Annotated in this window: 18 protein-coding genes; 14 read left to right on the forward strand and 4 right to left on the reverse strand. The window is 70.4% G+C overall.

Features of this window, described 5'->3' with window-relative positions:
• Positions 1-19: 19 nt before the first annotated feature.
• The 3 genes from AS97_RS01515 to AS97_RS01525 all read right to left on the reverse strand — a co-directional run bounded on the left by AS97_RS01515 (position 20) and on the right by AS97_RS01525 (position 3,828).
• Positions 20-1,288 (reverse strand): FAD-dependent monooxygenase, encoded by a 1,269-nt coding sequence (locus AS97_RS01515; RefSeq protein WP_086706096.1) that lies wholly within the window; start codon positions 1,286-1,288, stop codon positions 20-22.
• 66 nt (positions 1,289-1,354) lie between these two features.
• On the reverse strand, positions 1,355-2,386 hold the full coding sequence (locus AS97_RS01520; protein ID WP_210564199.1) for a hypothetical protein: 1,032 nt from the start codon (positions 2,384-2,386) through the stop codon (positions 1,355-1,357).
• Positions 2,387-2,856: 470 nt separating this feature from the next.
• Entirely contained in the window at positions 2,857-3,828 is a 972-nt protein-coding gene (locus tag AS97_RS01525; protein WP_059144016.1) for a LacI family DNA-binding transcriptional regulator, read from the reverse strand.
• Between the two features lie 229 nt (positions 3,829-4,057).
• On the opposite strand from AS97_RS01525, the gene AS97_RS01530 reads away from it, so the two are divergent.
• The 5 genes from AS97_RS01530 to AS97_RS01550 all read left to right on the forward strand — a co-directional run bounded on the left by AS97_RS01530 (position 4,058) and on the right by AS97_RS01550 (position 10,598).
• A complete protein-coding gene (locus AS97_RS01530; protein WP_156107464.1) occupies positions 4,058-4,225 on the forward strand; it encodes a hypothetical protein in 168 nt (55 codons plus the stop codon).
• 183 nt (positions 4,226-4,408) lie between these two features.
• On the forward strand, positions 4,409-5,980 hold the full coding sequence (locus AS97_RS01535) for a cytosine permease (protein WP_086706097.1): 1,572 nt from the start codon (positions 4,409-4,411) through the stop codon (positions 5,978-5,980).
• Positions 5,981-6,038: 58 nt separating this feature from the next.
• Entirely contained in the window at positions 6,039-8,831 is a 2,793-nt protein-coding gene (locus tag AS97_RS01540; RefSeq protein WP_210564200.1) for a hypothetical protein, read from the forward strand.
• A 1,188-nt stretch (positions 8,832-10,019) separates the two neighbouring features.
• Positions 10,020-10,406, forward strand: a complete 387-nt coding sequence (locus tag AS97_RS01545) for a hypothetical protein (RefSeq protein ID WP_059144013.1) — start codon at positions 10,020-10,022, stop codon at positions 10,404-10,406.
• An 18-nt stretch (positions 10,407-10,424) separates the two neighbouring features.
• Positions 10,425-10,598: a CsbD family protein gene (locus AS97_RS01550; protein WP_079059351.1), complete on the forward strand. Its 174-nt coding sequence runs from the start codon at positions 10,425-10,427 to the stop codon at positions 10,596-10,598.
• A gap of 187 nt (positions 10,599-10,785) precedes the next feature.
• Here AS97_RS01550 and AS97_RS01555 read toward each other — a convergent pair whose 3' ends face one another.
• Positions 10,786-11,892 carry a LacI family DNA-binding transcriptional regulator gene (locus tag AS97_RS01555; protein WP_210564201.1) on the reverse strand — a complete coding sequence of 369 codons (1,107 nt, stop codon included), beginning with the start codon at positions 11,890-11,892 and terminating at the stop codon, positions 10,786-10,788.
• 261 nt (positions 11,893-12,153) lie between these two features.
• Here AS97_RS01555 and AS97_RS01560 point away from each other — a divergent pair, with 261 nt between their 5' ends.
• The 9 genes from AS97_RS01560 (at position 12,154) to AS97_RS01600 (ending at position 25,986) form a co-directional block, all read left to right on the forward strand.
• Positions 12,154-13,302, forward strand: coding sequence for a Gfo/Idh/MocA family oxidoreductase (locus AS97_RS01560; RefSeq protein ID WP_086706099.1), 1,149 nt, complete (start codon positions 12,154-12,156; stop codon positions 13,300-13,302).
• Entirely contained in the window at positions 13,299-14,222 is a 924-nt protein-coding gene (locus tag AS97_RS01565) for a PmoA family protein (protein ID WP_125757158.1), read from the forward strand. Before AS97_RS01560 ends, AS97_RS01565 begins: the two co-directional genes overlap by 4 nt.
• Positions 14,216-15,598, forward strand: coding sequence for an ABC transporter substrate-binding protein (locus tag AS97_RS01570; RefSeq protein WP_125757160.1), 1,383 nt, complete (start codon positions 14,216-14,218; stop codon positions 15,596-15,598). The genes AS97_RS01565 and AS97_RS01570 overlap by 7 nt, the downstream gene beginning before the upstream one ends.
• Positions 15,595-16,566: a sugar ABC transporter permease gene (locus AS97_RS01575; protein ID WP_125757162.1), complete on the forward strand. Its 972-nt coding sequence runs from the start codon at positions 15,595-15,597 to the stop codon at positions 16,564-16,566. The genes AS97_RS01570 and AS97_RS01575 overlap by 4 nt, the downstream gene beginning before the upstream one ends.
• Complete coding sequence (locus AS97_RS01580) at positions 16,563-17,399, forward strand: carbohydrate ABC transporter permease (RefSeq protein ID WP_059144009.1); 837 nt, start codon at positions 16,563-16,565, stop codon at positions 17,397-17,399. The genes AS97_RS01575 and AS97_RS01580 overlap by 4 nt, the downstream gene beginning before the upstream one ends.
• Positions 17,400-17,407: 8 nt before the next feature.
• Positions 17,408-18,022, forward strand: a complete 615-nt coding sequence (locus AS97_RS01585; protein ID WP_059144008.1) for a hypothetical protein — start codon at positions 17,408-17,410, stop codon at positions 18,020-18,022.
• A gap of 57 nt (positions 18,023-18,079) precedes the next feature.
• On the forward strand, positions 18,080-19,876 hold the full coding sequence (locus AS97_RS01590) for a sugar-binding domain-containing protein (protein WP_210564202.1): 1,797 nt from the start codon (positions 18,080-18,082) through the stop codon (positions 19,874-19,876).
• Positions 19,877-19,942: 66 nt separating this feature from the next.
• Positions 19,943-23,599: an alpha-glucuronidase family glycosyl hydrolase gene (locus tag AS97_RS01595; RefSeq protein WP_210564203.1), complete on the forward strand. Its 3,657-nt coding sequence runs from the start codon at positions 19,943-19,945 to the stop codon at positions 23,597-23,599.
• A 110-nt stretch (positions 23,600-23,709) separates the two neighbouring features.
• Positions 23,710-25,986: a family 43 glycosylhydrolase gene (locus AS97_RS01600; RefSeq protein WP_210564204.1), complete on the forward strand. Its 2,277-nt coding sequence runs from the start codon at positions 23,710-23,712 to the stop codon at positions 25,984-25,986.
• Positions 25,987-26,066 lie beyond the last annotated feature (80 nt).

Genomic DNA, 26,066 nt, shown 5'->3' on the forward strand with positions numbered 1-26,066 from the left:
CTCGCCACTGACAGTGGGCTCAGCGGGCGAACTGGTAGGAGAACGCCCCCAGATCCGGGTCGTTGAGCGGGGTTCCGCTCCACAGCCAGTCGTACGACACGTCCGACTCGCCGTCGAAGTTCGTGAGCTTCTCGTCCCTGGCCCGCTGCTCCGGGCCGTCGGCCAGGTGGTAGAAGGTCTTGTTCGCGAGCGACGCGTCCTGGACCATCCCCGCGTGCTTGGCACGCCGGTCGACGTAGCGGCGCAGCGCCCCTTCTATGCCGGAGGCGGTGACAGCACCCAGTTCCTCGGCGAGTACGGCCGCGTCCTCCATGGCCTGCGAGGCGCCCTGCGCCTGATACGGGAGCATCGCGTGGCAGGCGTCGCCCAGGAGGGCGACGCGGCCGTCCAGCCATACGGGGTCGCGGCGCCGGTAGTAGAGGGCGAAGGCCAGGACGTCCTCCTTCGCCTTGGACAGCATCGCCGGGACACGGTCGTCCCAGCCGGGGAACGCCTCGACGAGGTCCTGCGCGGTGGCGGGAAGCGTCCAGTTCTCGCGGACCGCGTCCGTGCAGGGGACGCACGCCACGACGTTCAGGTAGTCGCCGCCGCGGATCATGTAGTGGACGAGGTGCCGGTCGGGCCCGTACCAGATGGTGCTCTGATAGCGGTCCACGAGCCAGCGGGTGGCCGGGTCGGCCGCGATGAGGTCACCGGGGATCAGGGCCCGGTAGGCCATCTCGCCGGAGAACAGCAGCGTGTCGGGGGCGCCCATGAGGTCGCGCACCCGGGATCGGACGCCGTCGGCGCCGATGATCACATCGGCGCCGTGGCGCCGTCCGTCCTCGGTGACCGCCACGGGCCGCACGGGATCGGTGCGGTCCATTTCGACGACCTTGCTGGAGGTGTGGACCACCACGACGGGCCCGGGGCCCGCGGGGTCCGCACAGGCCTCCAGCAGCATCCGGTGCAGATCGGCCCGGTGGTAGTGCCAGTACGGGGCGTTGAACTCGTCCTTGCAGCGCTGCCCGAGCGAGGTCAGGCCGACGATCCGGCCGTCCGTCCACCGGCGTCGCACCTGATCGAGCGGTTCCGTGCGGATGGCCTCCATCTGCCGGCGCAGTCCGAGACCCATCAGGACGCGGCTGGCGTTGGGCGCGGTCTGGATGCCCGCGCCGACCTCGCCGAGTTCGGCGGCCTGTTCCAGGACGGTGACCCGCAGGCCGCGGTGGCGCAGCGCCAGAGCGGCGGTCAGACCGCCGAGTCCTCCCCCGACGACGGTGACTTCGAATGACTGACTGGACGCCACTCTTCCTCCAATGTGCGGGCGCGTCATGGTCTTGTGTGCGGCGCGGCGGTACGGCGGCCCGCCCGCTCAGCGGTCGGTGAGCGTCCCGGCGGTGACGACCTCGGTGCCGTCCACGGAGACGGTGCAGCCCCGCATGGCGATGTCGAGGTGGGCGTACGACTCGCGGCCCAGGACCGGGTGGGGACCGGTCGACCACAGGAAGTTCCCCGCGAACGCGCGGGCGTCCATGCCCATCAGCTCGTCCTTGCCGTACATCGCCGTGGCGAACCAGTCGGCCGTACGCATCAGGCCCCAGCCCATGTGGGACAGGCTGCGTGCCCAACGGTCCTGTGCGTCGTCGAAGAACGTCGACAGCATCCGGGCCTGGGCTCCGCCGGAGACCTTCTCGATATGGCCGTCGGATACCTGAAGCGTGACGGGGCGGCTGACGTACTCCTTGAAGGGCAGCAGGATGTCGCCCTCATCCAGCACGATCTGCCCGTTGGAGATCTCCGGCCAGCACAGCACCATGGTGCTCGGCCAGTGGTCCCAGCGGCCCGGATCGTCGGCGAAGCCGCACTGGAACTCCGGCTTGGCGCCCGCGAGCTGCACGGTCAGGTCGGTGCCGGCGGCCGAGGTGACCCGCATGACGGACGACCTCTCCAGCAGGTCGACGCCCTCCTGCACCTGCGCCTTGTCGTTTTCCTTGGGCAGATTGCGAATGAGCACGTCGGGCGCGTCGCAGATGAAGATGATGCGGGTGCCGGCCCGGCGGATCTCCTGCTGGACCGGCGCGTGGATGAAGCCCTCGCGGGTCAGGTCGACGACCAGGTCCGCGGATTTCAGCAGGTCCTGGGCGGCGCTGTCGTTGAGGACGGACAGCAGCCCGGGGCCCGCGCCGGTGTGTGTGCTCGGCATCGGCGCGGGGCTGCCCCCGGGAACGGTTGCCGCGATGACGTGTGCACCACATGCTTTGGCCGCGCCGAAGGCCGCCGCCACGTAGTCGCCCCGGCTGCCGGGCTCCGACAGTACGACCACGTGCTCGCCCTCGCGGACCTTGCACAGTCGCAACTCGCGGGTGAAGGCGTCGAGCAGATCGGCGGAAGAGAGATCGAACACGTTTTCCTCCCAGGTCGCTTGCGGTACCGACCGCGGCCTTGTGGTGGCGGCGGGCATGCCGCGGCCAGCCTCTGAGGGCGGCGGTCGAGGGGAATGGCGAAGAGCGGACAGGGCACAGGGCCCCTCGCCGCCCGTGGCGAACAGCGGACTCGGACCGGTTGCGTTGTCCGGCCGATGGAGATAATCCGAACACGTACTATCTCCGCTTGGCAAGGGGTGGTCCCGGAGTTAACACGGATCTTCTCCGGCGACGCCGGGGAGGGCCGTCACCGTCACGGCCCTGACCTGCGATGGAACGTCCGCATCCGATACCACGCCGCCTCGGCCCCCGTGGTAAACGTGGATTCCGCGTCAGCCGGGCAGGCGAATGGACTCTCTCGTATACGGCGCGTGGCCCCGGCGACGCTCTTCCTCAACGGCGGAGTGGACGCGCCACGTCGATCGCCGGGCCGGCGACACCGGGTTCGCGGTCAGCCGCTGGAACCGCGGACCACGAGCTCGGGTTTCAGGACGACATCGCCGCTGCCGCCATCGAGGCAGGCGAGGGACGCCTCGACCATGCGCTCGGCGGTCGAGCCCAGGGTGGTGAGCCCCGGCGCGGCGGTGTCGGAGATGTAGGTACCGTCGAAACTCGTGATCGCGTACTCGGCGGGCACCCGCTTACCGGCGTGCTGAAGCGCCGTCAGCAGGCCGAGCGCGACAGTGTCGGCGGTGCAGATGATCGCGTCTGTGGCGCCGGGGTTCGCGAGCAGGAGCCTGGCCGCCTCGATGCCGCTCGCCACGGTGAAGTTCGGCATTTCCAGAACCCGGTCGTCCGGCCCGGCGAGCGCGCGGAACGCGGTTGTGCGCTCGATGCTCGACGAGGAGTCTTCCTGGGCGTCGACCATCAGGATGCCGCGGCGGCCCCGCGCCCGCAGATGATCCGCGAGCAGGCGGACCCCCGCCGCGTTGTCGAGCCGTACCGACGGCGCTTCGACGCCTCGCGCACGGCGGTCGACCTGCACGACCCGGTTGGACCGCGCGAGTTCCGTGATCGCCGCGCCGCTCCGCTCGAATGCCGCGGGCACCACGAGTACCGCGTCCACCAGCACACGATCCATGGCGCCGAGCTGGCGCTGCTCGGTCTCCGGGCTCTCGCCCGTGTCGATCGTCACCAGCCGCTTGCCCTGAAGATCCAGGCGGCGCGAATACGCCGACACCAGCTCCGCGAAGTACGCGTTCGCGATCGCGGGAACGACAAGCGCCAACGAATCCGTCGACTGGATCCGCAGCGCCCGCGCCGCCGCGTTCACCCTGTAGCCCAGTTCCTCGCATGCGTTCCGTACCCGCAGCGCCAGCTCCGGATCGACATTGCGCTCAACACCGGACAGCACACGACTCGCCGTCGGCACCGACACCCCCGCGCGCGACGCCACGTCCTTCAAGCCGATGCGCGCGCCCATCCTGATCTCCCCTGGCTCCTGCCCGTCGATGCTATCAGGGCGGTTTCGGCGACCCGTTGACGCGGCAGGGGCCAGCGTGCTTAGGTTCGGAAATGGTTTTCCCGACGGGGAGAGTACGGCATGACGGCCCGCCGCGGGCCCTGGGGGCAGCGGGCGAGTGCTTGTCGCCGGACCGGTGAACCTCTGCCTCGGCCGCACACTGCCGCGCCTGCCGCACGGTGCTGAGCGGATGCGCACCACCGGGCGCCCGGAAGCGGGCGGAGGCGAGGGCGCGCACCAGTCCCTCGCCGGTCTTCTGCTCACCCTCGCCCCGGCCGCCCCCGGCGCCGACGACGCGTTCACCGACGCGCCCGCCGCCCCTCTCACCGGCGGATTAGCGGTCCACCCCACCGCTTAGCGGTCCGCCTCACCACCGTTTACGGGTCCGCCGCGGCCGCGGTGGCCGTCACCGCGCACGCCGCACACGGAACCGCGTCGGTCCCGGACGCGGTCGACGCGCTCCTCGAACGCGAACTCACGACTTCCCCGAACTCAACCACCCGCTCCTCCCCCATCGCCATACGTCGAAAGGCGCCCTTCCATGAGCAACGAGGCTCAGCAAGGTCGTAGAGGCACGACCGTCGAATCGAACGGCGTCAATCCCGTTCCGGACGCCGAACGGCGCGGGAAGCCGCGCGGACTGTTCGCCGTGTGGTTCGCCTGGAACATCTCGATCCTCGGCATCAGTTACGGCATCTTCGTCTTCGGCCTCGGCCTGAACGTCTGGCAGACGATCGTCGCCGGGACCGTCGGCTACCTCACCTCGGCCACCCTCGTCGGCATCCTCGCGGTCGGCGGGCCTCGCACGGGACTGCCGACCCTCGCCCAGACGCGCTTCGCGTTCGGCATGAAGGGGAACAGAATCCCCGCGTTCTTCGCCTATCTATCCAATATGGGATGGAAGGTGACGATCATCACCCTTGCCTCGACCACCGGTGCGAACCTGTTCGCGAAACTGTGGCCCTCGATGTTCGCCGACACGGACGGGTCGAGCGCCACGTCCACGATCGTGCTGTGGTTCGTGCTCGTGCTCGCCGTGACGATGGCGGTCTCCGTCCTCGGCCACGAGCTCATCATGAAGGTCGAGGTCTGGATCTCGTGGGTGACCGGGATCATGACGGTCGCGTTCCTCGGATTCATGGTGCCCGAGATCGAGTGGGCACACCTCGGTGACACCCCTGCGGGCGGACCGCTGGTGTTCACCGGCGGCATCATCATGGCGATGACCCTCGTCGGCCTCGGCTTCCTCAACTACGGCGGCGACTTCGCCCGTTACCTCCCGCGTGATACCCCGGCACGCGGCGTGATCAGCTGGACGGTCGCCGGGCTCAGTCTGCCGGTCGTCATCCTCCTCGCCGTCGGCGCGCTTCTCGTCGGCGGGGATTCGAAGCTCGGTGCCGCCGCGGCGTCCGACCCGATCGGGGCGCTCACCACGCTCCTGCCGATGTGGTTCTTCGTCCCGTTCTCCATCGTGATCGTCATCTCGCTCGTTTCGGCCGCCATCACCGGCATGTACAGCTCCGGCCTCGCGCTCATGGCGGTCGGCGTACCGCTGCGCCGCTCCGTGACGACCTCGATCAACGCGATCATCATCGCGGCGGGCGCCTTCTATCTGCTGTTCATCTCCACCTCGTTCCTCGCCACGTTCCAGTCGTTCCTGTCGCTCATCGCCGTGATGATGGGCACCATGGGCGGCATCCAGCTCGTCGACTTCATCCGGCAGCGCCGCATGGGCTGGAACACCGATATGGCGAACCCGCGTGGCTACGGCGGCCGCGACGGGCGCTGGACGGCGATCGTGAGTCTGATCACCGGAACCGTCGTCGGTCTCGGCCTCGTGACCAGCTCCGACCCGAACTTCGGGAAGATCACGGGATTCTTCCTCACCGAGAAGGGCCGCACCGGCGTGTTCGGGTCGAGCGGGCTCGGCATCGTCATCGCCTTGGCGCTCGGCGCCACGCTCTACGCGATCCTCACGTTCGGACTCCGGCTGGATCCGCGGCCCGACTACTCGCTCGTGACCGCGGAAGACACCGCTCGCGGGGAGGGCGGGCTCCAGGTACCGACTCCCGACACGGACGGCAGGCACGCCGCCGACCGCACGGAACACTGACCGACCCGTGGCGGCGAGCCCCGCGCGGGCCTCGCCGCCGATCGAGGAGCTGACACCCTTGTCCGCACATGAGACCGCGCTGCGGCGATTCCGGAACCCGGACCCGTGGCATGCGCCCGCCGCCTACTGGTTCTGGCATCGACTCCCCGACAAGGACACCATCCGTGCCCAGGTGCGGCAGATGTACGACGCCGGGATCCGGAGCTTCCAGGTGCAGGCACGGTTGTCGTACCCGATCGAGGATTACCTGGACGACGACTACCTCGCCGCGTGCCGTGCGGCGGTCGGGACGGCCGCCGAGCTCGGCATGGTCGTCGGCATCTATGACGACTACAACTGGCAGACCGGTCACGCTGCGGGCCGGGCCGTGACCGGGCACGACGGACTGCGCGAACGGCACCTGTTCTGGGTACGGATCCCCGCGGGCGCGGGCGACGGCTCGCTCAGCGGGATCCGCTCGGCGACGGAGAACCTCGGCCCGGCAGCGATGGACTGGCACTACGAGGGCGGCGTCGTCGCCTGGGCCGACTGGCGGCTCGAGTACGCGCTCGTCGTGGCTGGGGAGCAGGGCGCGGCCGCCGAGCGGCCCGAACTCGTCGACCGGGTGGACGGTGCCGCCGACAGGTGCCGTGTCCGCCTCGTCGAGCCCGTGCCCGACGGCGCGGAGGCGATCGTGTTCGTCTCCGCCCGCTGCGCGACCTCCCGGCTGGTGAACCCCGTCGACCCGGTCGCCGTCGATCGCTTCATCGAGGCCGGCTACCAGCCCTTCGCCGACGCCCTGGGCGACTTCTTCGGCTCCACCGTCGCCTACATGTTCTTCGACCAGCCGCACGCCGTGTATTACGACTGGGCGGAGCGCACAGGAGACCTGCGTTCGGCGATGCCGTTCCACGAGAGCCTGGCCGTCTCGATCCGGGAGCGCTGGGGCGGGCGGACCCCCCAGGTGCTCGCCGCCGTGCTCGACGGGGTCGACCCGGAGCGGCTGAGCCTCCGCGCCCAGTTCTACGAGCACTTCAGCGGCTACGCGATGGAAACCTTCCTCGGCAAGCTGCGCGCCTGGAGCCACGCCCACGGCCTGCGTCAGTCCGGCCATGAAGTCCTCGGGCACGTCGGCGGCTGGGCTCTGGACACCGCGTTCGCGAACTGGGACCTGCGCGTGAACTTCGGACTCGACCACTTCGGTGTGGACGGCTACCGCGACCTGACCGCGGTGGACGCGCAGGATGCCCTGGTGCAGCTCAGCCCCGTGCTCGGCGACTCGGTCGCCCGGCACCACGGCCGCGGCGGGACGATGGTCGAGCAGTACTTCGTCACCCCGCCCGAAGGCGGGACCCCGTGGTCCGGCCACTGGGGGCTGACCCTGCAGGAGCTGCGCACCACGGCGATCAACCACCATCTGCAGGGCATGCGACAGATGATCTTCCATGGCTTCTACCAGACACACGGCCATGGAGACGATCACGAATCGCTGCGGAATCCGCGCTTCGACTTCCCCCCGGGCATCAATTTCGAACCGTGGTTCACCGATCATCACCCGCGGTTCGCGCTCGAGAGCGCGCGGCTGAGCGAATTCCTCGAACCGGTGTCACCACAGCACGACGTGGCGGTCCTGTACCCGTTGCGCACGGTGTGGACCGCGGGTCAGCTCGGCGAGCAGGCGTCGGCGATGGGCGAGTGGGCCCGCGCGCTCACCGAAGCCCGGGTGGGCTTCCACCTCGTGGACGAACGCGATCTCGACACGGCCGCTGTGGAGGAGGGCGCGGTGTGCTTCGGGGACCGCCGGTACCGGGTGCTGGTGCTGCCCGCCGTGACAACGCTGCGCTCGGCCGCGTCGCTGCGCCGACTTCGCCGCCTGGCCGAATCGGGGGTACGGGTGCTGGCCGGCGGTGCGACGCCCACCGTCTACCAGGAGGGCCCGCAGACCGCCGCCGAGGACTGGGCGGACCTCGCCCCCGCCGCGGAGGTGTTCGCGGTGGTCCCCGAGGAGGAGGTCCTGCGCGGGCTCGTCGCGCAGCGTGGGCGGGCCGAACCGACTCTGCGCGTCCCCGCCGGCTCGGCGGTGCGCTGGCGCGGCGGCCCGGACGCGGGCGACGGCTTCCGTTTCGCGTGCTTCACCGAGACCGAGGGCACAGTGGAGCTCCTGCTGCCCGACGGGCCCTGGCATATCGAGGAGTGGGAGGCCGCCGACGGTACCGTGCGCGCCCTCGGAGCAGCCGAGAACCCCGTCACGCTGCGGCTGGAGCAGAACGCGTTGCGCCTGTTGCGTGTGTACCGGGGCGCGGAGCCCGCTTCGGGCTGGGCGGATGTCACGGAAGACTCCGAGGCGGCGGCCGGTCACGGCACACCGGAATGGTCGGCGCCGGAGGCGCTTGAGTCCGGCTGGCTGCTCGAGGTCGCCGAGGACGCGTACGAGGAGGCGGGCACCCGCCGTGACATCGCGGTGACGTGCGGCTGGGAGCGCCAGGGCCTTCCGGCGTTCGCGGGTACCGCCGACTATGTGCGGCAGATCGAGCTCGACGCGCCGGTCCCCCTGGAGCTGACGCTCCCGGCTGTCGCCGGCGCTGTGATCGTGTCCGTGAACGGCGTACGTGCGGGGGCGCGCGCCTGGGCGCCGTACCGCGTCACGATCCCCGCCGACGCCCTGCGGCCCGGGGTGAACGAACTCCGCGTCCGGGTCGCGCCGTCGGCGGCCAACCGCTACTACGCCGGGACCGGGCTCCGTGCCGGGCCCGAGCCGTGCGGGCTGCTCGCGCCGCCGCTGCTGCGCCACGCGCTCGCGGCCGCGAACCTCGGTGCGCCCCCGGACGGTTTCGGCTCCGGCCCGCGCTCAACCTCGATCCCGGAAGGCTGATCCGCCTTGCTCAAGGGCTCGGCCCGCTCCTGACCCCGGACCTGCTGTACGCGCTCGCGCGGAGGGGACACGGAGACCCGATCGCCATCGTCGATGCTGCGACAGCGCTCCGCGCGAAGGCTTGGGTGGGGACCCTGGAGACCGCGATGCGGTCGAGCATGTGCCCTGTCCCGCTCGGACCTGCGATTTTGTCTCTGGCCCGCAGCTTCTCCGCGCAGGGCGGCGGCCTGCACAGCGCCCGGGATGATCTGTCCGCTACGAGCCGGCCGGCCGAATCTGGCTCGCCGTCCTTTCCGGCTGGTCCTGCGGGAACGCCGGCGCCACGTATTCGCCGTCACCCCCACCACACTGCTGGCCCGGCACCGGCGACTCATTGCGCGGAAGTGGACTTTCCACCAGTACGGCGCGGGCCGTCTCCACCGCGCCCACCGTCAGACAGCTCATCCCGCGCCCGGCCGAGGTGACACCCGTCGCGTTCATCTCGCCGGCGTCACCGAACGCCCCCCGCCCAAAGCGGACCGTCCACCAGACCAGAAGCCTCATCATGACGCTGCGGTGCCGGATGGGCTCCCTGCGCTTCCTCCTCGCGATGATCGAGCACGCCACCCGCCGCGTGCCGACCGCACTCTCATCTGGCCCCCTACCCGGACCGATCGTCGCCCCCGACCAGCCCGCCGATCGTGGGCAGTCCGCCGGCGGTGACGCGGGCAGACACCAGAATCGCCACTTATGTGAGGTACACCCCGATTGCGGGTAAAACAAGCTCGTGACCACCAAACCGTGGCGCCCGGTCACACTCGCACCGGCCGTGCTCGTCCCTCTGGCAGCGGCACTCCGCACGGCCGGGAGTACCGCTCACGCTGAAACCAGCGTGAACAAGATCGCCCACGCGCTGCGGAGCAGCCTCGTCTACGTGGATCGCGCGTCCGGCGCACTGAGCGCCGGGCACACGCGCGAGCCGGCAGGCACATCCGCGCACGGGCGTGCCGCCCGGACGCCCGCCCCGTCGGCGGCGAACGGCGCTCCTATTGGGACGCCGGTCCGGGCCTACGGGCCTTGGGCGGGTGGGTACTTCGGCGAGTACGGGTCGATGCTGCTGCCCGGGTGGCACACCGCGGACGACGGCGAGACGGGCGTGGACCGCAACTGTTCATTTGACACATGGGTTCTCAAGGCAAGGAGAGCGACATGCTGCTCATAGGCCTCATCATCCTGGCCGCTGCGGCTGTCATCGGCGTGGTAGGCGTGCTGGGCAACCTCGACGGTGGGCACGCGCTCACCAGTGGCTTCTCTGTGTTCGGCTTCAACGGCGCCGGCTACACCGGAACGCTGTTTCTCTCCGGGATCGTGATCGGGGCCGCCGCCCTGCTCGGGCTGAGCCTGATGATGGCCGCCGTGCGCCGCAGGCACGCCGCGCGCCACGGGGTCACACGGCACCGCCGGGAGGCCGCGCCGGTCGACCGGGATCGCGATGAGGTGGCTGCCAGGCACGAGCCCGCGGACGACGAGTCCGCCCGCGGCACTCGGCGCCATGGCCGACCGCACCTCTTCGGGCACCGCACCGCCCATCGATAGGAAGGCAGTGACTGACTCATGAATGTCGGGAAGAAGATGGCCCACACGGCCGAAGCAGTCCGAGGCAGCGCCAAAAAGGCGCTCGGCCGGGTCACCGGTAACCGCCGCATGCAGGCGGAAGGGCACGGCGACAAGGTGAAGGGCAACGCCAAGCAGTCCGGTTCGAAGATCAAGGACGCGTTCCGGCACTGATCCCTGCAGACTGAGCTGGACGTCCATCACTGGTCGCGCCCGGCCTGGTCACGCACCCCGATCGCGCGCCGGGTGAAGGAACAGTCCGGATCCTGGCTAGGCAGGCCGGGCACCTGACCGTCACCGGGAGCGGCTGAGCGCTGGTGCGCCGACAGGCCGTCCTCGGCCGGCGTTCCCTCGGCCCGGATCAGCGAAAGGCCGGTTCGGAGCAGGGGGAGGTCGGTTCGGGGCAGGGGGAGGTCGGTTCGGGGCAGGGGAAAAGATGTTGGCGCCCGCCGTTCGTGGATTCCCGGGCGTGCAGCCAGTGCGGAGCCGTATGCACCTCGAACGGCAGCGGCACGTCCGAGCGGATGCGGGCCGCCAGGCACTTCACGGCCAGTGAGGCGATGGCGGCCTTGTCGGGGGCTACGGATGTGAGGGACGGCGTGCTGTAGAGCGCCTCGTCGGAGCCGTCGACGCTTGCCACGGCGACGTCGTCGGGGATGCGCAACCCCGCTTCGAACAGGGCGCGTTGGGCGCCGACGGCCAGCAGATCACTGAAGCAGAAGACCGCGTCGGGGCGTACGCCGGCCGGCCGGGCGGCCAGGGCGCGCATCGCCAGCAGGCCGTTGCGCCGGTCGAACTCCTTGATGGCGGGCGCGAGCCGGGGGTCGTAGGTCACCCCGGCCTCGTGCAGGGCGAGCTGGAAGCCCTCCAGGCGCTGCCGACTGGTCGCCGACGCCTGCTGGTCCACGCCGATGGCGGCGATCCGGGTACGGCCGAGGCCGACCAGGTGCGCGGTGGCGTCGCGCGCCGCCGCGACGTTGTCGATCAGGACGTGGTCGGCCCCCACCTGGCCGCGCTCGTAGCTGCGCTCGCCGAGCAGAACCAGCGGGAACTCGTTGGCCACGGCGGCGAGTTCGTCGGGCGAGACACGCAGGGGCGACAGGATCACGCCGTCCAGCAGTGACGCTCCGACGCCGGTGGCCAGGCGCAGTTCCTCCGTCGCGTCGCCCAGCGTCTCCTCGATCAGGACGGTCAGGCCCAGCTGTGCGGCCTCGGCCCGAACGTGCTGGGCGAGTTCGGCGAAGTACGGCGTGGCCAGATCCGGGACGGCGAGGCCGATCAGGCCGCTGTGCCCGGTGCGCAGCCGGCGGGCCGACGGGTTCGGCCGGTAGCCGAGCTCGTGCACCGCCTTCAGTACGCGCTTCCGTGTGGCCTCGGATACCCGGGGAGCGTCGCGTACAACGTTGGACACGGTTTTGATCGAGACCCCTGCCCGCTCGGCCACGTCCTTGAGTGTCACCGCGGCCACCGACCGACCTCCTCACCTGTGTTTCTCTACATTATGCAGGGACTTCGGCGGGTTGTCAGCGCCGGTCGGCTCGGAATCCCGTTCCGGACGAGGGGTTGACCGTGGCGAGATTTCGCGGTTACAACGTTGGAACCGATCGATAGCAAGCGGTTGCTACCGGGGGCGTCACGGGGGCAGCCGAGGGCTGTCCGTCGGACGGTCCGGGCTGCCCGCCCGCGCCCACGGCGTCGCGCTCACCGCACATCTCATGAGAGGGTCCGCATGTCTTCGCACCGCTCCACCACCCCACTGCGCACCGCCGTGGTCGGCACCGGGGGCATCGCGCGCTCCAGCCATCTGCCCGCGCTGCGCACGCTCGCCGAAGCGGGCGAGGTGGAGCTCGTCGCCGCCGTCGACGTCGACATGGACGCGGTGCGCGCGTTCGCGGCCGGCGCCGGGATTCCGTACGCCTCGACGGACCTCGACGCGACCCTGGCCGAACGGCACCCCGATCTCGTGGTGTTGTGCACACCGCCCGCCGTGCACCGCGACCAGGCGGTGACCGCGCTGAAGGCGGGGGCCTGGGTGTGGTGCGAGAAGCCGCCCTGCCCGTCCCTCGCCGACTTCGATGCCATCGAGACCGCCGAGGAGCCCGGGGACGCGGGACCGTACGCCTCCATCGTCTTCCAGCACCGGTTCGGCTCCGGCGCGCGCCAGGTACGGCGACTGCTGCGGGAGGGGGCGTTCGGCCGCCCGCTCGTCGCCCACTGCCAGACCACCTGGTACCGGGACGCCGGGTACTACTCCGTTCCGTGGCGCGGGCGGTGGGCGACCGAGGGCGGCGGGCCCGCCATGGGGCATGGCATCCACCAGACGGATCTGCTCCTGGACCTGATGGGGCCCTGGAGCGAGGTGCGGGGGATGGCGGCGCGGCTCGTGCACGACGTCGAGACCGAGGACGTGTCCACGGCGCAGGTGCGGTTCGCGAGCGGCGCCGTGGCCACCGTGGTCAACAGCGTGCTGAGCCCCGACGAGGTGAGCCGGATCCGCATCGACTGCGAGCGCGCCACGATCGAACTGACCCACCTCTACGGCTACCGAAACGCGGACTGGCGCATCACCCCGGCCCCCGGTGTCCCCGAGGAGACCGTGGCCGCCTGGCGCGACTTCGGCACGGACGAGCCGAGCTCGCACCTGGCCCAGCTCCATGCCCTGGTGGCCGACATCAGGGCGGGACGACGCCACGCGACCAGCGGCGCGGGCGGCCGGCAGACGCTCGAGTTCATCACCGCCCTGTACAAGTCCGCGTTCACCGACACCCCGGTCCGCGCCGGGGAGATCGGCCCCGGCGACCCCTACTACACCGAGCTGCACGGCGGCGCCCAGGGATGGGCGCCGGACACCACCCGCACGGAAGAGGCCTCCGCATGACGCTCGCTCTGACCCATGCCCACGGTGACCGCATCACCGTGGCCCACGAGGCGACCGGCACCGAGCTGTTCGCCTACGTGTACCGCCCCGAAGCCCCGTGGGAGGCCCCCAAGCCGTATCTGCACCCGCTCCGGACCCTCTCCGGCGGACTCGTCACCGACTACCGCCCCAACGACCATCGCTGGCACAAGGGGCTCCAGCTGACGGCCTCCCACCTGTCGGGCCAGAACCTGTGGGGCGGGAACACCTACATCCACGGCGAGGGGTATGTCGCGCTGCCCGAGCGGGTCGGCTCGATGGCGCATGTCGCATTCGAGGAGGTCGCCGCCGCGGACGACCGGGCCGTGATCGCGGAGCGTCTGACCTGGCATCCGTACGACGGTGAACTGTGGGCCCAGGAGGAGCGCCGCATCGAGGTGCGCGACGTCGATCCGCGGGCCGGCAGCTGGTCGCTCACATGGACCTCGGCGATCACCAACCGCCGGTCCGAACCGCTGCGCTTCGGCAGCCCCACCACCCACGGCCGCCCGGCCGCCGGATACACCGGCCTGTTCTGGCGGGGTCCGCGCGCCTTCCGCGACGGCCACGTCTTCACCGCCGAGGCGGACAGCGGCGACCTGATGGGCAGCCAGGCGCCCTGGCTGGCGTACGTCGGTGAGCACGACGGGCGCGACGGCCACGCCACGGTCGTCTTCGAACACGCCCCGGCCAACGACCACGCGGGTGACAAGGGGACGCACCCGGCGCACTGGTTCGTGCGCAGCGACCCGTTCGCCGCGGTCGCGCCGTCCTGGGCGTTCCACGAGGAGCTCGTCCTCGCCCCCGGCGACACCCTCTCCCGCGGCTACCGGGTGACCGTCGCCGACGGCGCCTGGGACCGCGAGCAGGTCACCGCCCAGCTGGGCAGGCACACATGGTGAGCGCGCGGTACGACGGCTTCCCCGTGGCGGTCGGCGTGGCCCGGTCGCGCGACAAGGACGGCCGGCTCCCACGTCCGGGCCGCCGGGCTGTCCTGGCCGTCGCCGCCATCGGCCTCAGCACCGCCCTGACCGGCACGCTCTCCGCGTGCTCCGCCGCGAGCGGCGACTCGTCCGGCATCACCCTCCGGTTCTCCTGGTGGGGCAACGACGACCGTGCCGCGCGCACCGAGAAGGCGATCCGCCTCTTCGAGAAGGAACACCCCGGCGTCACCGTGCGCACGTCGAACGGCGACTTCGGCTCGTATCTCCAGAAGCTGGCCACGCAGGCCGCCGGCGGCGGTGTGCCCGACGTGGTCCAGCTCGACTACCGGCAGATCTCCCAGTACGCGGGCGGCAAGGCGATCATGTCGCTGGACGGTGTCATCAAGGACCGGACGATCCGCACGTCCGACATGGACCAGGACTTCCTGCGCACCGGCACCTACCAGGGCAGGCAGTTCGCCCTGCCCATGGGGCGTGGCATCACCGGGTACGCCTACGACTCCGCCGTCTACAAGAAGGCCGGTATCGCCACACCCCAGCCGAGCTGGACCTGGCAGGACTGGGCGAAGGCCAACAAGAAGATCGCCGCCCTGGGCATGAAGTCCCCCGACGGACGCCCCTTCACCGGCGCCAACGACGGCGGTGGCAACGAGGACGTCTTCGAGACCTGGCTGCGCAGCCGCGGCAAGAACCTCTACGCGGACCAGACGAAACTCGGCTTCACCGAGGACGACCTGACCGCCTTCTGGTCGTTCCTCAACACGCTCCGCGAAGAAGGCGCCGTCGCCCAGGCCCGGGACACCGTTCAGGCCAAGAGCACCGAGACCAGCCCGATCGGCCGCCGCCTCGGGGCCGCCGACTTCACCTGGGACGCACCGTTCCCCGGGTACACGGCCCTGCTCGGCGAGAACATCCACTTCGCGCCCGTGCCCACGACCGGCGGCCACCAGGGCGCGTACTTCAAGCCGAGCATGCTCCTCGGCATCGGCTCGCAGAGCAAGCACCCCAAGGAGTCGGCCCAGTTGATCGACTTCCTCCTGAACGACCCACGGGCCGGCGACATCCTCGGCTTCTCCCGGTCCACCCCGCCGAACCGCAAGATCGCCGCCCGGGTCGCCAAGACGCTCGAGGGATCGGAGCGGGAGATCTACGACTACGCGCAGACGATGGAGAAGTACGGTCTGGACATCCCGCCGGCCGCACCGCCGCCCGGCGATCTCGCGATCAACACGGCGTTCAAGCGCATCCACCAGCGCATGATCTACGGGATGGCCACCCCGCGGCAGGCGGCACGTGAACTCATCGACGAGGCGAACCGGGAGCTGGAGTCATGAGCACGGTGTCCACGACAAGGGCGCCCGCGCGTGCCGTCGGCACCACGGATCCGCGCCCGCGCAAGAGCAAGCGGCGCCAGGTGCGTGAGCGGCAGTGGCCCGCCTACGTGTTCCTCACCCCGTGGATGATCGGCGCGGTCGTGCTGACCCTCGTGCCGATGGCCGTATCCCTGTACCTGTCGTTCACGGACTACAACCTGTTCGACCCGCCGCACTGGGTGGGCCTGCGCAACTACCAGGAGATGCTGACCGAGGACCCCCGCTACTGGCGGTCGGTCGGCACCACGATGCTGTACGTCGTCGTGGCCGTCCCGCTGAAGCTGGGCCTGGCCCTCGGCGTGGCGATGCTGCTGAAGAACCTCAGCCGGGGCCGGGGCTTCTACCGCTCCGCGTTCTACGCGCCGTCCCTGCTCGGCGCGAGCATGTCCATCGCACTGGTGTGGAAGGCGCTGTTCAACGACGGCGGCACCGTCGCCAATGTCCTGGACACCGTCGGCATCCACACCGGCGGCTGGGTCGGCAACCCGCATCTCGCGGTGTACGGCGTCGTCCTGCTGACGGTGTGGCAGTTCGGCGCGCCCATGGTGATCTTCCTGGCGGGCCTCCAGCAGATCTCGCCCGACCTCTACGAGGCCGCGGCACTCGACGGCGCGGGCCGCTGGCGGCAGTTCATGTCCATCACCGTGCCGATGCTGTCCCCGGTCGTCTTCTTCAACCTGGTCCTGGAGGTCATCAACTCCTTCCAGGTCTTCACCCCGGCCTTCGCCATCAGCGGCGGCGACGGCGGACCCGCCGACTCCACGATGTTCTACACGCTGTACCTGTACGAGCGCGGCTTCACGGCCTCGCATATGGGATACGCGGCGGCGATGGCCTGGCTGCTGCTGATCGCCATCGGCGCGATCACCCTGATCCTGTTCCGGACCTCCCGGTCCTGGGTGTTCTACGCGGACGAGGAGGGCCGATGAACATCGCCACCAAGCGGTGGCTGCCGCACACGATCTCGGCCGCCGCGCTGCTCGTCCTGCTGTATCCGCTGGCCTGGCTGCTCGCCACTTCGCTCAAGCCGGCGAACGAGGTGATGACGAGCCTCGACCTGTGGCCCAGCCATCTGGAGTGGTCGAACTACACGACCGCCCTGGACGGGGTCTCGGGTGTCACCGTCACCCACCTGCTCGGCAACACGCTGCTGATCGCGGGGGGTGCCGTCCTCGGCAATGTCCTGTCCTGCTCGCTGGCCGCCTACGCCTTCGCCCGGCTGCGCTTCCGGATGAGCAAGGTGATGTTCGCCTTCATGGTGGCGACGCTGATGCTGCCGCACCACGTCGTACTGATCCCGCAGTACATCATCTTCAACCGGCTCGGCCTGGTGGACAGTTACTGGCCGCTGATCCTGCCGAAGTTCCTGGCCACCGAGGCGTTCTTCGTCTTCCTCATCGTCCAGTTCATGCGCGGCCTGCCACGCGAGCTGGAGGAGTCCGCGCGGATCGACGGCTGTGGTCCCTTCCGTACGTACTGGTCGATCACGCTGCCGCTGGCCCGGCCCGCGCTGATCACCACGGCCATCTTCACCTTCATCTGGACGTGGAACGACTTCTTCACGCAGATGATCTATCTCTTCGCGCCGGAGAAGTACACCATCACGCTCGCCCTGAGCAGCTTCGTCGACCAGTCCAGCACCTCCGCGTACGGGCCCATGTTCGCCATGTCGGTGATCTCGGTGCTGCCGATCGTGCTGTTCTTCTTCGTCTTCCAGCGCTACCTGGTGCAGGGCATGGCCACGTCCGGACTGAAGGGGTGAGGCACACCATGTCCCACGCACCGATCGCGCCCCGGCGCGAGCGCCGGGAACCCGGAGAGGTCTTCGGCTCCGGTTTCACCCTCTTCGCGGACATGCTGCTGATCGGCCTGCTCACCAGTCTCGCCTGCCTGCCGGTCGTCACGGCCCCGGCCGCGTTCGCCGCCGCGTCCGCGACGCTCCGGCAGGCCGCGGGCAGCGGCGTCCAGGTCAGGGCGGGTACCTACGGCGCTCAGCTGCGTGCCCAGCTGTCCACGCGGTCCGCGGCCCTCGGTCTGGTGCCGCCGCTGCTCGTGGTGGTCGTCCTGATCGATGCCGCGCTGTTGCGCGCCGCGCTGCCCGGAGCGGCCGTCATGGCGCCCGCTCTCGCGCTGCTCGTCCTGGGCGCCGCGGTCGTGGCGCTGCGGGCGACCGCGCTGGAGACACCGCACGTGCTGTCCGCACGCGAGGCGCTGGTCCGCTCGGCCGCGGACCCGCGCGGCAGTCTTCTGCTGGCCGGTGCCGTGATCCTCAGCGGGCTCCTGGCCTGGTCGATTCCGCTGCTGGTCCCGCTGCTGCCGGGCCCGCTGGCGTTCGCCGCCACGGTCGTGGACCTCCGCTCCCCCGCGGATGCCCAGGAGAACTGAACCGCGGCGCGCCACCTTGCCATCCCCCACCCACGCACCACACACCGGAGTTCACGCATGCCCCACCCGCACCTGGACGCCGCAGGCCATCCGAGGCCGCAGCTGATCCGCGATCCCGACTGGCGCGACCTCGGCGGTCCCTGGCAGTTCGCCCACGACGACGAGGACCGCGGCCGCGCCGACCGCTGGATGGACCCGGCGACCTCCGCACCGTTCACCGGCACCGTCACCGTGCCCTATCCGCCCGAGTCCGCGGCCTCCGGGGTGGCGGACACCGCCTTCCACCCCGTGCTCTGGTACCGACGCACGATCGACGTGGCCCGGCCGGCCGCCGGGCGGCGGCTCCTGCTGCACTTCGGTGCGGTCGACCACCGGGCCGAGGTCTGGCTCAACGGCCGCCCGGTGGGGCGGCACGAGGGCGGACACACCGGCTTCACCTGCGATCTGACCGGCGCCTTCGACCGGGACGGTGAGCAGACCCTGGTCGTCCGCGCCGAGGACCAGCCGCTCGACGCCGCGCAGCCCCGCGGCAAGCAGGACTGGCGCCGGGATCCACACGTCATCTGGTACCACCGCACCTCCGGAATCTGGCAGCCGGTGTGGCTGGAAGAGGTCCCGGCCGAGCACATCACGCTCCTGCACTGGACCCCCGAGGTCGCCCACGCCCGCGTCCGCTGCCGGCTGCGTCTGGGCCACTGGCCGCGGCGCACGCTCACCGTGACGGTCCGCCTCACGCGGGGTGAGCGGGTGCTCGCCGAGCAGCGCACGCTGATCGAGGGCCAGGAGGCGGAGTTCGATGTCGCGGTGCCCGCCCTGCGCCACGGGCAGGACCTCGACGACCTGCTGTGGAGTCCGGAGCGGCCTCACCTCGTCGACGCGGTGGTGGAGTTGCGCGACGCGGGCGAGGACACACCGGTCGACCGTGTGACGTCCTACCTGGGCCTGCGCGACATCGGCTGGGACGACGGAGTCTTCCTCCTCAACCACAAGCCGTACTTCCTCCGGTTCGCGCTCCAGCAGGGCTACTGGCCCGCATCGCATCTGTCGGCCTCGGCCGGCGCATTGCGTCGCGACGTCGAACTGGCGAAGGAGATCGGCCTCAACGGGCTGCGCGTCCACCAGAAGATCGAGGACCCGCGGTTCCTGTACTGGGCCGACCGGCTCGGGCTGCTGCTGTGGGAGGAGATGCCGTCGGCGTACACCTTCGGCGCGCAGACCGTCGAGCGCGTGGTCGCCGAGTGGACCGAAGCGATCTCCCGCGACCTCAGCCACCCCTCGATCGTCGCCTGGGTCCCGGTCAACGAGTCCTGGTCCGTGCCGAACCCGGCGCTCGTCCCCGCGCAGCGCCACTTCATGGACGCCCTGTACCACCTGACCAAGGCCCTGGACCCCTCCCGCCCCGCCGTCTCCAACGACGGCTGGGAGATCTCCGCCGCCGACATCTGGGGCGTTCACGACTACACCCAGCACGGGGACGTACTGCGCGAGCGCTACGGCCACGCCTCGCTGCGGCAGGGCGAGCTCGCCGAGCAGTGGCCCGGCGCCAAACGGCTGACCCTGGACGGCGTCCGCCACCAAGGGCAGCCCGTCGTCCTCAGCGAGTTCGGCGGTGCGACCTTCGAACCGGCCGAGGGTGCCCAGTGGTTCGGCTACGACACCGTGGCCACGAAGGAGGACTTCGCCGAACGCCTCGCCGCCCTGGTGGCCGCCGCGGTGGACTCCGGGCTCGCGGGCTTCTGCTACACCCAGTTCACCGACACGGAACAAGAGACCAACGGCCTGCTCACACCGGACCGTCAACCGAAGATCCCGCCGGCCGAACTGCGCGCGATTCTCACCCGAACCCGCGCATAGCGCGTCTCACCGCCATCTGAGGGCTCGGCGCGATTCCCTTCGTTCTTACGTAGAGGAGAAACCGCAATGGCGCGATCCGAGTACGAGTACAGCCGTCGCCGCGTGCTCCAGGCATCCGCTCTCGCCTTCGCCACCGTGCTGAGCCCGTGGGGCACGGCGGACGGCTTCGCCGCATCGGCGGGCATCCCCGACGAGGACGGCTACGACCTCTGGCTGCGCTACCGCCCCACTGCCGATCCCCGGCGGCTCGCCGAGTACCGGAAGGCCCTGTCCGCTCTGGTGCGTCAGGGCGAGGGCCGGGTCATGGAGAACGCCGAGCGGGAACTGCGGCGGGCCGCCCAGGGCCTCACCGGTACCGCACCGGTCCGGCTTCCCGCCGATCGAGCCTCGGTGGTCATCGGCACGGTGGACGAGTCACCGGTCGTGCGATCCCAGGTGAGTCCCGATCGGCTGGCCCGGATCGGCCGGCAAGGGTTCGTGATCGAGATGACCGGCCCGCCGGGCAGGCGGCGGCTGGTCATCGGGGCCCGCAGTGATCGGGGCGTACTGGCCGGGGTCTTCCATCTCATCCGTCTGCTCCAGCTCGAGCGGCCGCTGCACAAGCTGTCCGTCCTGGAGAAGCCGCGCACCGCGCTGCGCATGATGAATCACTGGGACAACGTCGACGGGTCTATCGAGCGTGGCTACGCGGGCACTTCGCTCTTCGAGTGGGACAAGCTGCCGGACATCTCCGACCGGGTGGTCGACTATGCGCGGTCCATGGCATCGATCGGCATCAACGCTTCGGTGCTCAACAATGTGAACGCCGGCGCCGACTTCATCACCGGCGAGATGCTGACCCGACTCAGACCCCTGGCAGCACTTCTCCACTCGTGGGGCATCTCTGTCTGGCTGTCCGTCAACTACGCCAGCCCGATGATCCTGACCGCGGACGACACCGATCCGATCACGACGGCCGACCCCGCCGATCGACGGGTCCAGCAGTGGTGGCGCGACAAGAGCGCCGAAATCTTCACGAGCCTGCCCGGATTCGGCGGGTTCCTGGTGAAGGCGAACTCGGAGGGGCAGCCCGGCCCACTCGACTACGGACGCACCCATGCCGAGGGCGCGAACATGCTGGCCCGCACGGTGGCACCGCACGGCGGGCAGATCGTCTGGCGCAGCTTCGTGCACGAGGATTTCAGCGACTGGGCGGAGTATCAGTACCGGGTGTTCGCCCCGCTGGACGGCACGTTCGACGACAACGTCATCCTCCAGACCAAGTACGGGCCGATCGACTTCCAGATCCGCGAGCCCGTACATCCCCTGTTCGGCGCGATGCGCCACACCAACCAGCTGCTGGAGCTCCAGCTCACCCAGGAGTACACGGGCCACACGCTCCACACCACCTATCTGGCTCCGCTGTGGCGGGAGGTGCTGACCTTCCCGACGCGGGGGCCCGGCACCGGACCGACCGTCGCCGACATCCTCGCGGACGGCGATGACCGTGTGCCGCGGGCGGGCATCGCCGGGGTCAGCAACTTCGGCAACGCCCGCAACTGGACCGGCTATCCGCTGGGGGCGGCGAACACCTACGCCTTCGGCAGGATGTGCTGGGACCCGGACGCCGATCCCCGGGACCTGGCCGCGGAGTGGGCCGGGCTGACCTTCGGCACCGATGAGGCGGTCACCGAGGTCGTGGCCGATATCCTGACGCGCTCGCGCCGGACGTACGAGGACTACACGTCGCCGCTGGGGATGGGCTATCTCACCGACCCCGGCGGCGACCATCTCGACCCGAGCCCGCTGGGCACCCTCTTCCAGTCACACCACTCCACGACCGAGGGCACCGGCTTCGACCGCACCGAGGCGACCGGCAGCGGCTTCACCGGGCTCTACCCGCGGCCGTGGCAGAAGCACTACGAATCCGTGGCGACCTGTCCCGACGACCTGTTGCTGTTCATGCACTGGGTGCCGTACGACCATCGACTGCGCTCGGGCAAGACGGTCATCCAGCACATCTACGATACGCATTTCACCGGGGTCGACCGCGTCGACCGGTTCCTCGCCGAGTGGCGCGAAGTGTCCGGGGACGTCGACCGGCAGCGCCATGCCGCCATCGAGGCGGGCTTCGAGGCCCAGCGGGAGCACGCGAGGTTCTGGCGCGACACGGTGGTCGGATTCTTCTTCGACAAGAGCCGCATCGTCGATGCGAAGCGGGAATGGCTGCAAGCGGCGCTGAACGGGCCGCGGGTACTGCTCGGCGGACGGCCGAACCTGCTGCCGGTCACCCTCACCAACGCCTCGGCGCGCGGCCGCGACCTGACGGTCGCGCTGCGGACACCGTCGGCGGAGTGGCGCACCGAGCCCGCCGCACAGTCCGCGGCCGGGGCCGCGACCGCGGAGCTGGAGCTGCCGGTCACACCCCCCTTGCTGGGCACCGTCGCCGCCCTGGACCTGGAGGTGGCGCCGAAGCTCACCCGGCTCGACGGCCGGCCGCCGTCCCTGGTCGTCGCCCCCGAGGGCAGGCGCTGCCTCCTCGCCCTCAACGCCGGTCCACGGGATGGCACTTCGATGCCCGGCTACGACGCGCTGACCCCCGAGTCGGCCTGGTCCGCGCCGGCCGGCCACGGCTGGGTCGGCGCCGCCCCGTCGGCCAGGGACCGCGGTGGCGAGCCCCTGCTGCGCGACCACCTGTGGCACAACTCGTCCCGGGTGCTGCGCCTCGCCCTGCCGGCCGGCCGGCACACCGGGTACGTGCTGGTCGGTGACACCGGTGCCACGGCCTCGCCGACCCGGGTCGCGGTGGACGGCGCCACCGTCGCCACCAGTCCGAAGCAGCCGAGCGGAACCTTCACCTGGCTGGAACTCCCCCTCGACGGAGGTGCCACCGGCCGCACCACGGACATCACGTTCACGGGAGTGGGCGGCCCCTGGCGGCTGTCCGCGTTCGCCGTCAGCGACCCCGGCGCCCCGGTGCCATCGCTCGTCGTCATGCGGGCGGCGGCGGATCCGGTGTGGTGGGCGGGCCGGGCCAACCCGGTCACGGTGTTGGTGCGCAACACCGGCACGGCGGACCGCGATGTCACCGTCCGCCTCGTCACCCCCGACGGCTGGTCCAGCACTGAGCGGACCATGACGGTCCCCGCCGGAGCCGAGCGAGAGCTGACCGTCACCGGGACCCCGGTGTCCACTCCGGGATTCGCCACTGTCGAGATCCGACTCACCAGCGGCGACGAGGAGATCGAGCGCGGCCGGTCGGTGGCCGTGGTCACCACGCCCCACCCCGATGACGCGGCCACGGCATTCGACGCCGGCCCGCCGTCCAGCCCGCTGCTGACCGGGTACACCAGGCTGTCGCCCGAGGACGACTACACCGACGACCGCGGCTTCGGCTGGATCGGCGCCCGGCCGAACACCCGTGACCGGGGCAACGCCGATGACCTGCGCCGCGACATCGTCATGCAGAAGGGCGAGCCCAGCGTCCTGCGCGTCCCGGTGCCGGCCGGCCGGCACACGGCGTGGGTGCTGACCGGCGACTCCCTCACCGATTCGGGTGTCACCACCCTCTCCGAGGACGGCACGGTCCTCGGACGCTCCGGCGACGACAGCCTGCCGAGCCGCGCCTTCGTCTGGTTCTCCTTCGAACTCGACGGTGGAGCGGACGGGCGCACCGCCGACCTGGAGATTTCCGGTTCGAAGCTGAACGGCCTGTGGCGCATCGCGGCCCTGGTCATCGTCTGAACCCGCCCCGCGCCCTACATCTGTTCCGCCGGACACGGCCCGCGACCCGGCATCTGCGATATCTCCCGTACATCCAGTATGTCCGGTATCCACAAAGGAGAGCTCCCGACATGGCATCGACGTCAGCACGATACCGCGCGGTCCGGGGCAGACCCGGCACCCTCCTCCTCGCCCTGCTCATGGTCCTGGGCCTCGACAGCGCGCATCCCGGACCGGCCGCGGCCGATCCCGCCGATCCGCCCGGGACGTACCAGAACCCCGTGATGGACAACGTCGCGGACGCCTTCTCCGACCCGTCGATCATCCGGGGCAAGGACGGCTACTGGTACGCCTATGCGACCCAGACCAGCATGCGCCGGGAGAACCAGGGAGGCCCGTGGGAGTCGCAGCACTTCATGCCGATCACGCGCTCGGCCGACCTCGTCAACTGGACCTACGTCGGTGACGTCTTCGGGCCCGACAACCACCCGGAGTGGCGCGACTTCGCGACCACCTACTACTGGGCACCCGACATCCGCTACATCAACGGGAAGTACTACCTCTACTACTCGGTCGCCGGCGGCGACAAGAACACCATCGCGCTGGCCACGTCGGACCGTCCGGCAGGCCCGTGGAAGGACATCGGCCACCCCGTGCTGCCGTACGGGACGACCGTCAATCAGATCGATCCGGCGGTGTTCGTCGACTCCGACGGCCAGAAGTACCTCTACTACGGCTCGTTCCGCGACGGCGGAATCCAGGCGGTGCGCCTGAACGAGGAGGGCACCGCGCCGGTCGGCGATCCGGTGCAGGTGGTCGGTGCCCGGCGCGGCGAAGCCGCATACGTGGTGAAGCGCGACGGCTGGTACTACCTGTTCTACTCCGGCCTGGGCTGCTGCGCCCGGGACAAGGGCGCCTATCCCGTGTTCGTCGGGCGGGCCAAGGACCCGATGGGCCCGTTCAAGGACGCCGAGGGTGTCGGCCTGGCCGACCTGCACGTCGGCGGCACGATCGTCAACGCGCCGAACGGCAACACATGGGTCGCGACCGGCCACTCGGCGAACGTGGTGGACAAGTCCGGCCAGGACTGGATCCTCACCAACGGTTTCGACCGCCACGAGAGCGATCCCCACTGGGGTGGACGTCCGACCATGATGGACCGGCTCGACTGGATCGGCGGCTGGCCGACGGTGCGCGCGGGCGCCTGGACGAGCGAGGAACGGCAGACCGCGCCCACGAGCACCTGGGACGCGGGCAGCACCTTCGACGACGGCCTCGACGGCTTCGACACCTCCGGGCACCGGTCCTGGACCACGGGTTCGGATCCGGACTCGGGGCGGTACGCCCGCAATCGGTCCCGGGCCGCGGTCCCGCGGCTGCTGCTGCCGCGACGGGCCCCGGACGGCGATGTGAGGATCGAGGCCGACGTTCGGCTGCGCGACGGCAAAGGCCGGGTCGGCCTTGTCCTGGCATCCGCAGGCCGGTTCAACCACGCCGTGGCCTGGCTGGACTCCACCGGCACACTCTCCGTCGAGGTCACCCGGGACCGGAAGGTGGTGCGGAAGCGCACCGCGCGCCTGCACGCCAACGCCGACCTGCGGACCTGGCACTCGCTCACGGCCGAGATCCGCGACGGGGAGGCGCGGGTGCACGTCAGCTCGGCCATGCTCGACATGCCGCTGGCCGAACTGACAGTGGAGGTACCCAAGGACTGGCGCCGTGGCGGTGTCGCCTCGACGCGCGGCGCCGGCGAGGTGGACAACGTCGGCGTGACCCGGCTCTACACCCCGGTGACCGTCAAACAGCCGGACCCCGTGATGGGAGCCCGACTGCCGGAGTACGACGAGGACTTCGACGACGACCAACTGGACGGGTGGACGTGGTTCGGCCCCGTCGGCGGAAAGGTCGCCGACGGCCAGTACGTGTGGCCGACGCAGGACGCCGACTTCTCGGGCAAGGGGACCATGGCTTCGGCGCTGCTTCGTGACGCTCCGACCGGCACCTACACGGTCGAGACCAAGCTGCACTTCCCGATCACCGACGCCCCCGACGGGCGCAGCCAGGCCGGGCTGATCGCCTTCCGGAGCCCGGAGGACTCGATCCATCTGGCTCCGACCCGGACCGGCCCATCACGGCAGGCTTTCCTGTGGATCGGCCGGGACCGTGACAGCTGGCCGGAGATGCAACTGGGCCCGTCGGCCGACACCATGTGGCTGCGGCTGCGCCACACCGTCGATCCGACGACCGGCGAGCACAGGTTCCAGTCGGCCACGAGCCGGGACGGGAAGCACTACATCTGGGGTGGGGTCTGGCATCTGCCCGCCGGCCCGGACCCGCGCATCGGCCTCGTCTCCCTGGCCGGTGAGGGAGTGACCGCACGCTTCGACTATGTGCGCTTCTCCTCCTGACACCGCTCCACTCGCCTGCACGGGCTTGTGCTCCACATCGATTGTCAGTGGTGGGTGAGAAGGTAGGAGCATCGAGAAGG

It is taken from the genome of Streptomyces sp. AgN23 (assembly GCF_001598115.1).
In the GTDB taxonomy this organism is placed as follows: Bacteria; Actinomycetota; Actinomycetes; order Streptomycetales; family Streptomycetaceae; genus Streptomyces; species Streptomyces antimycoticus.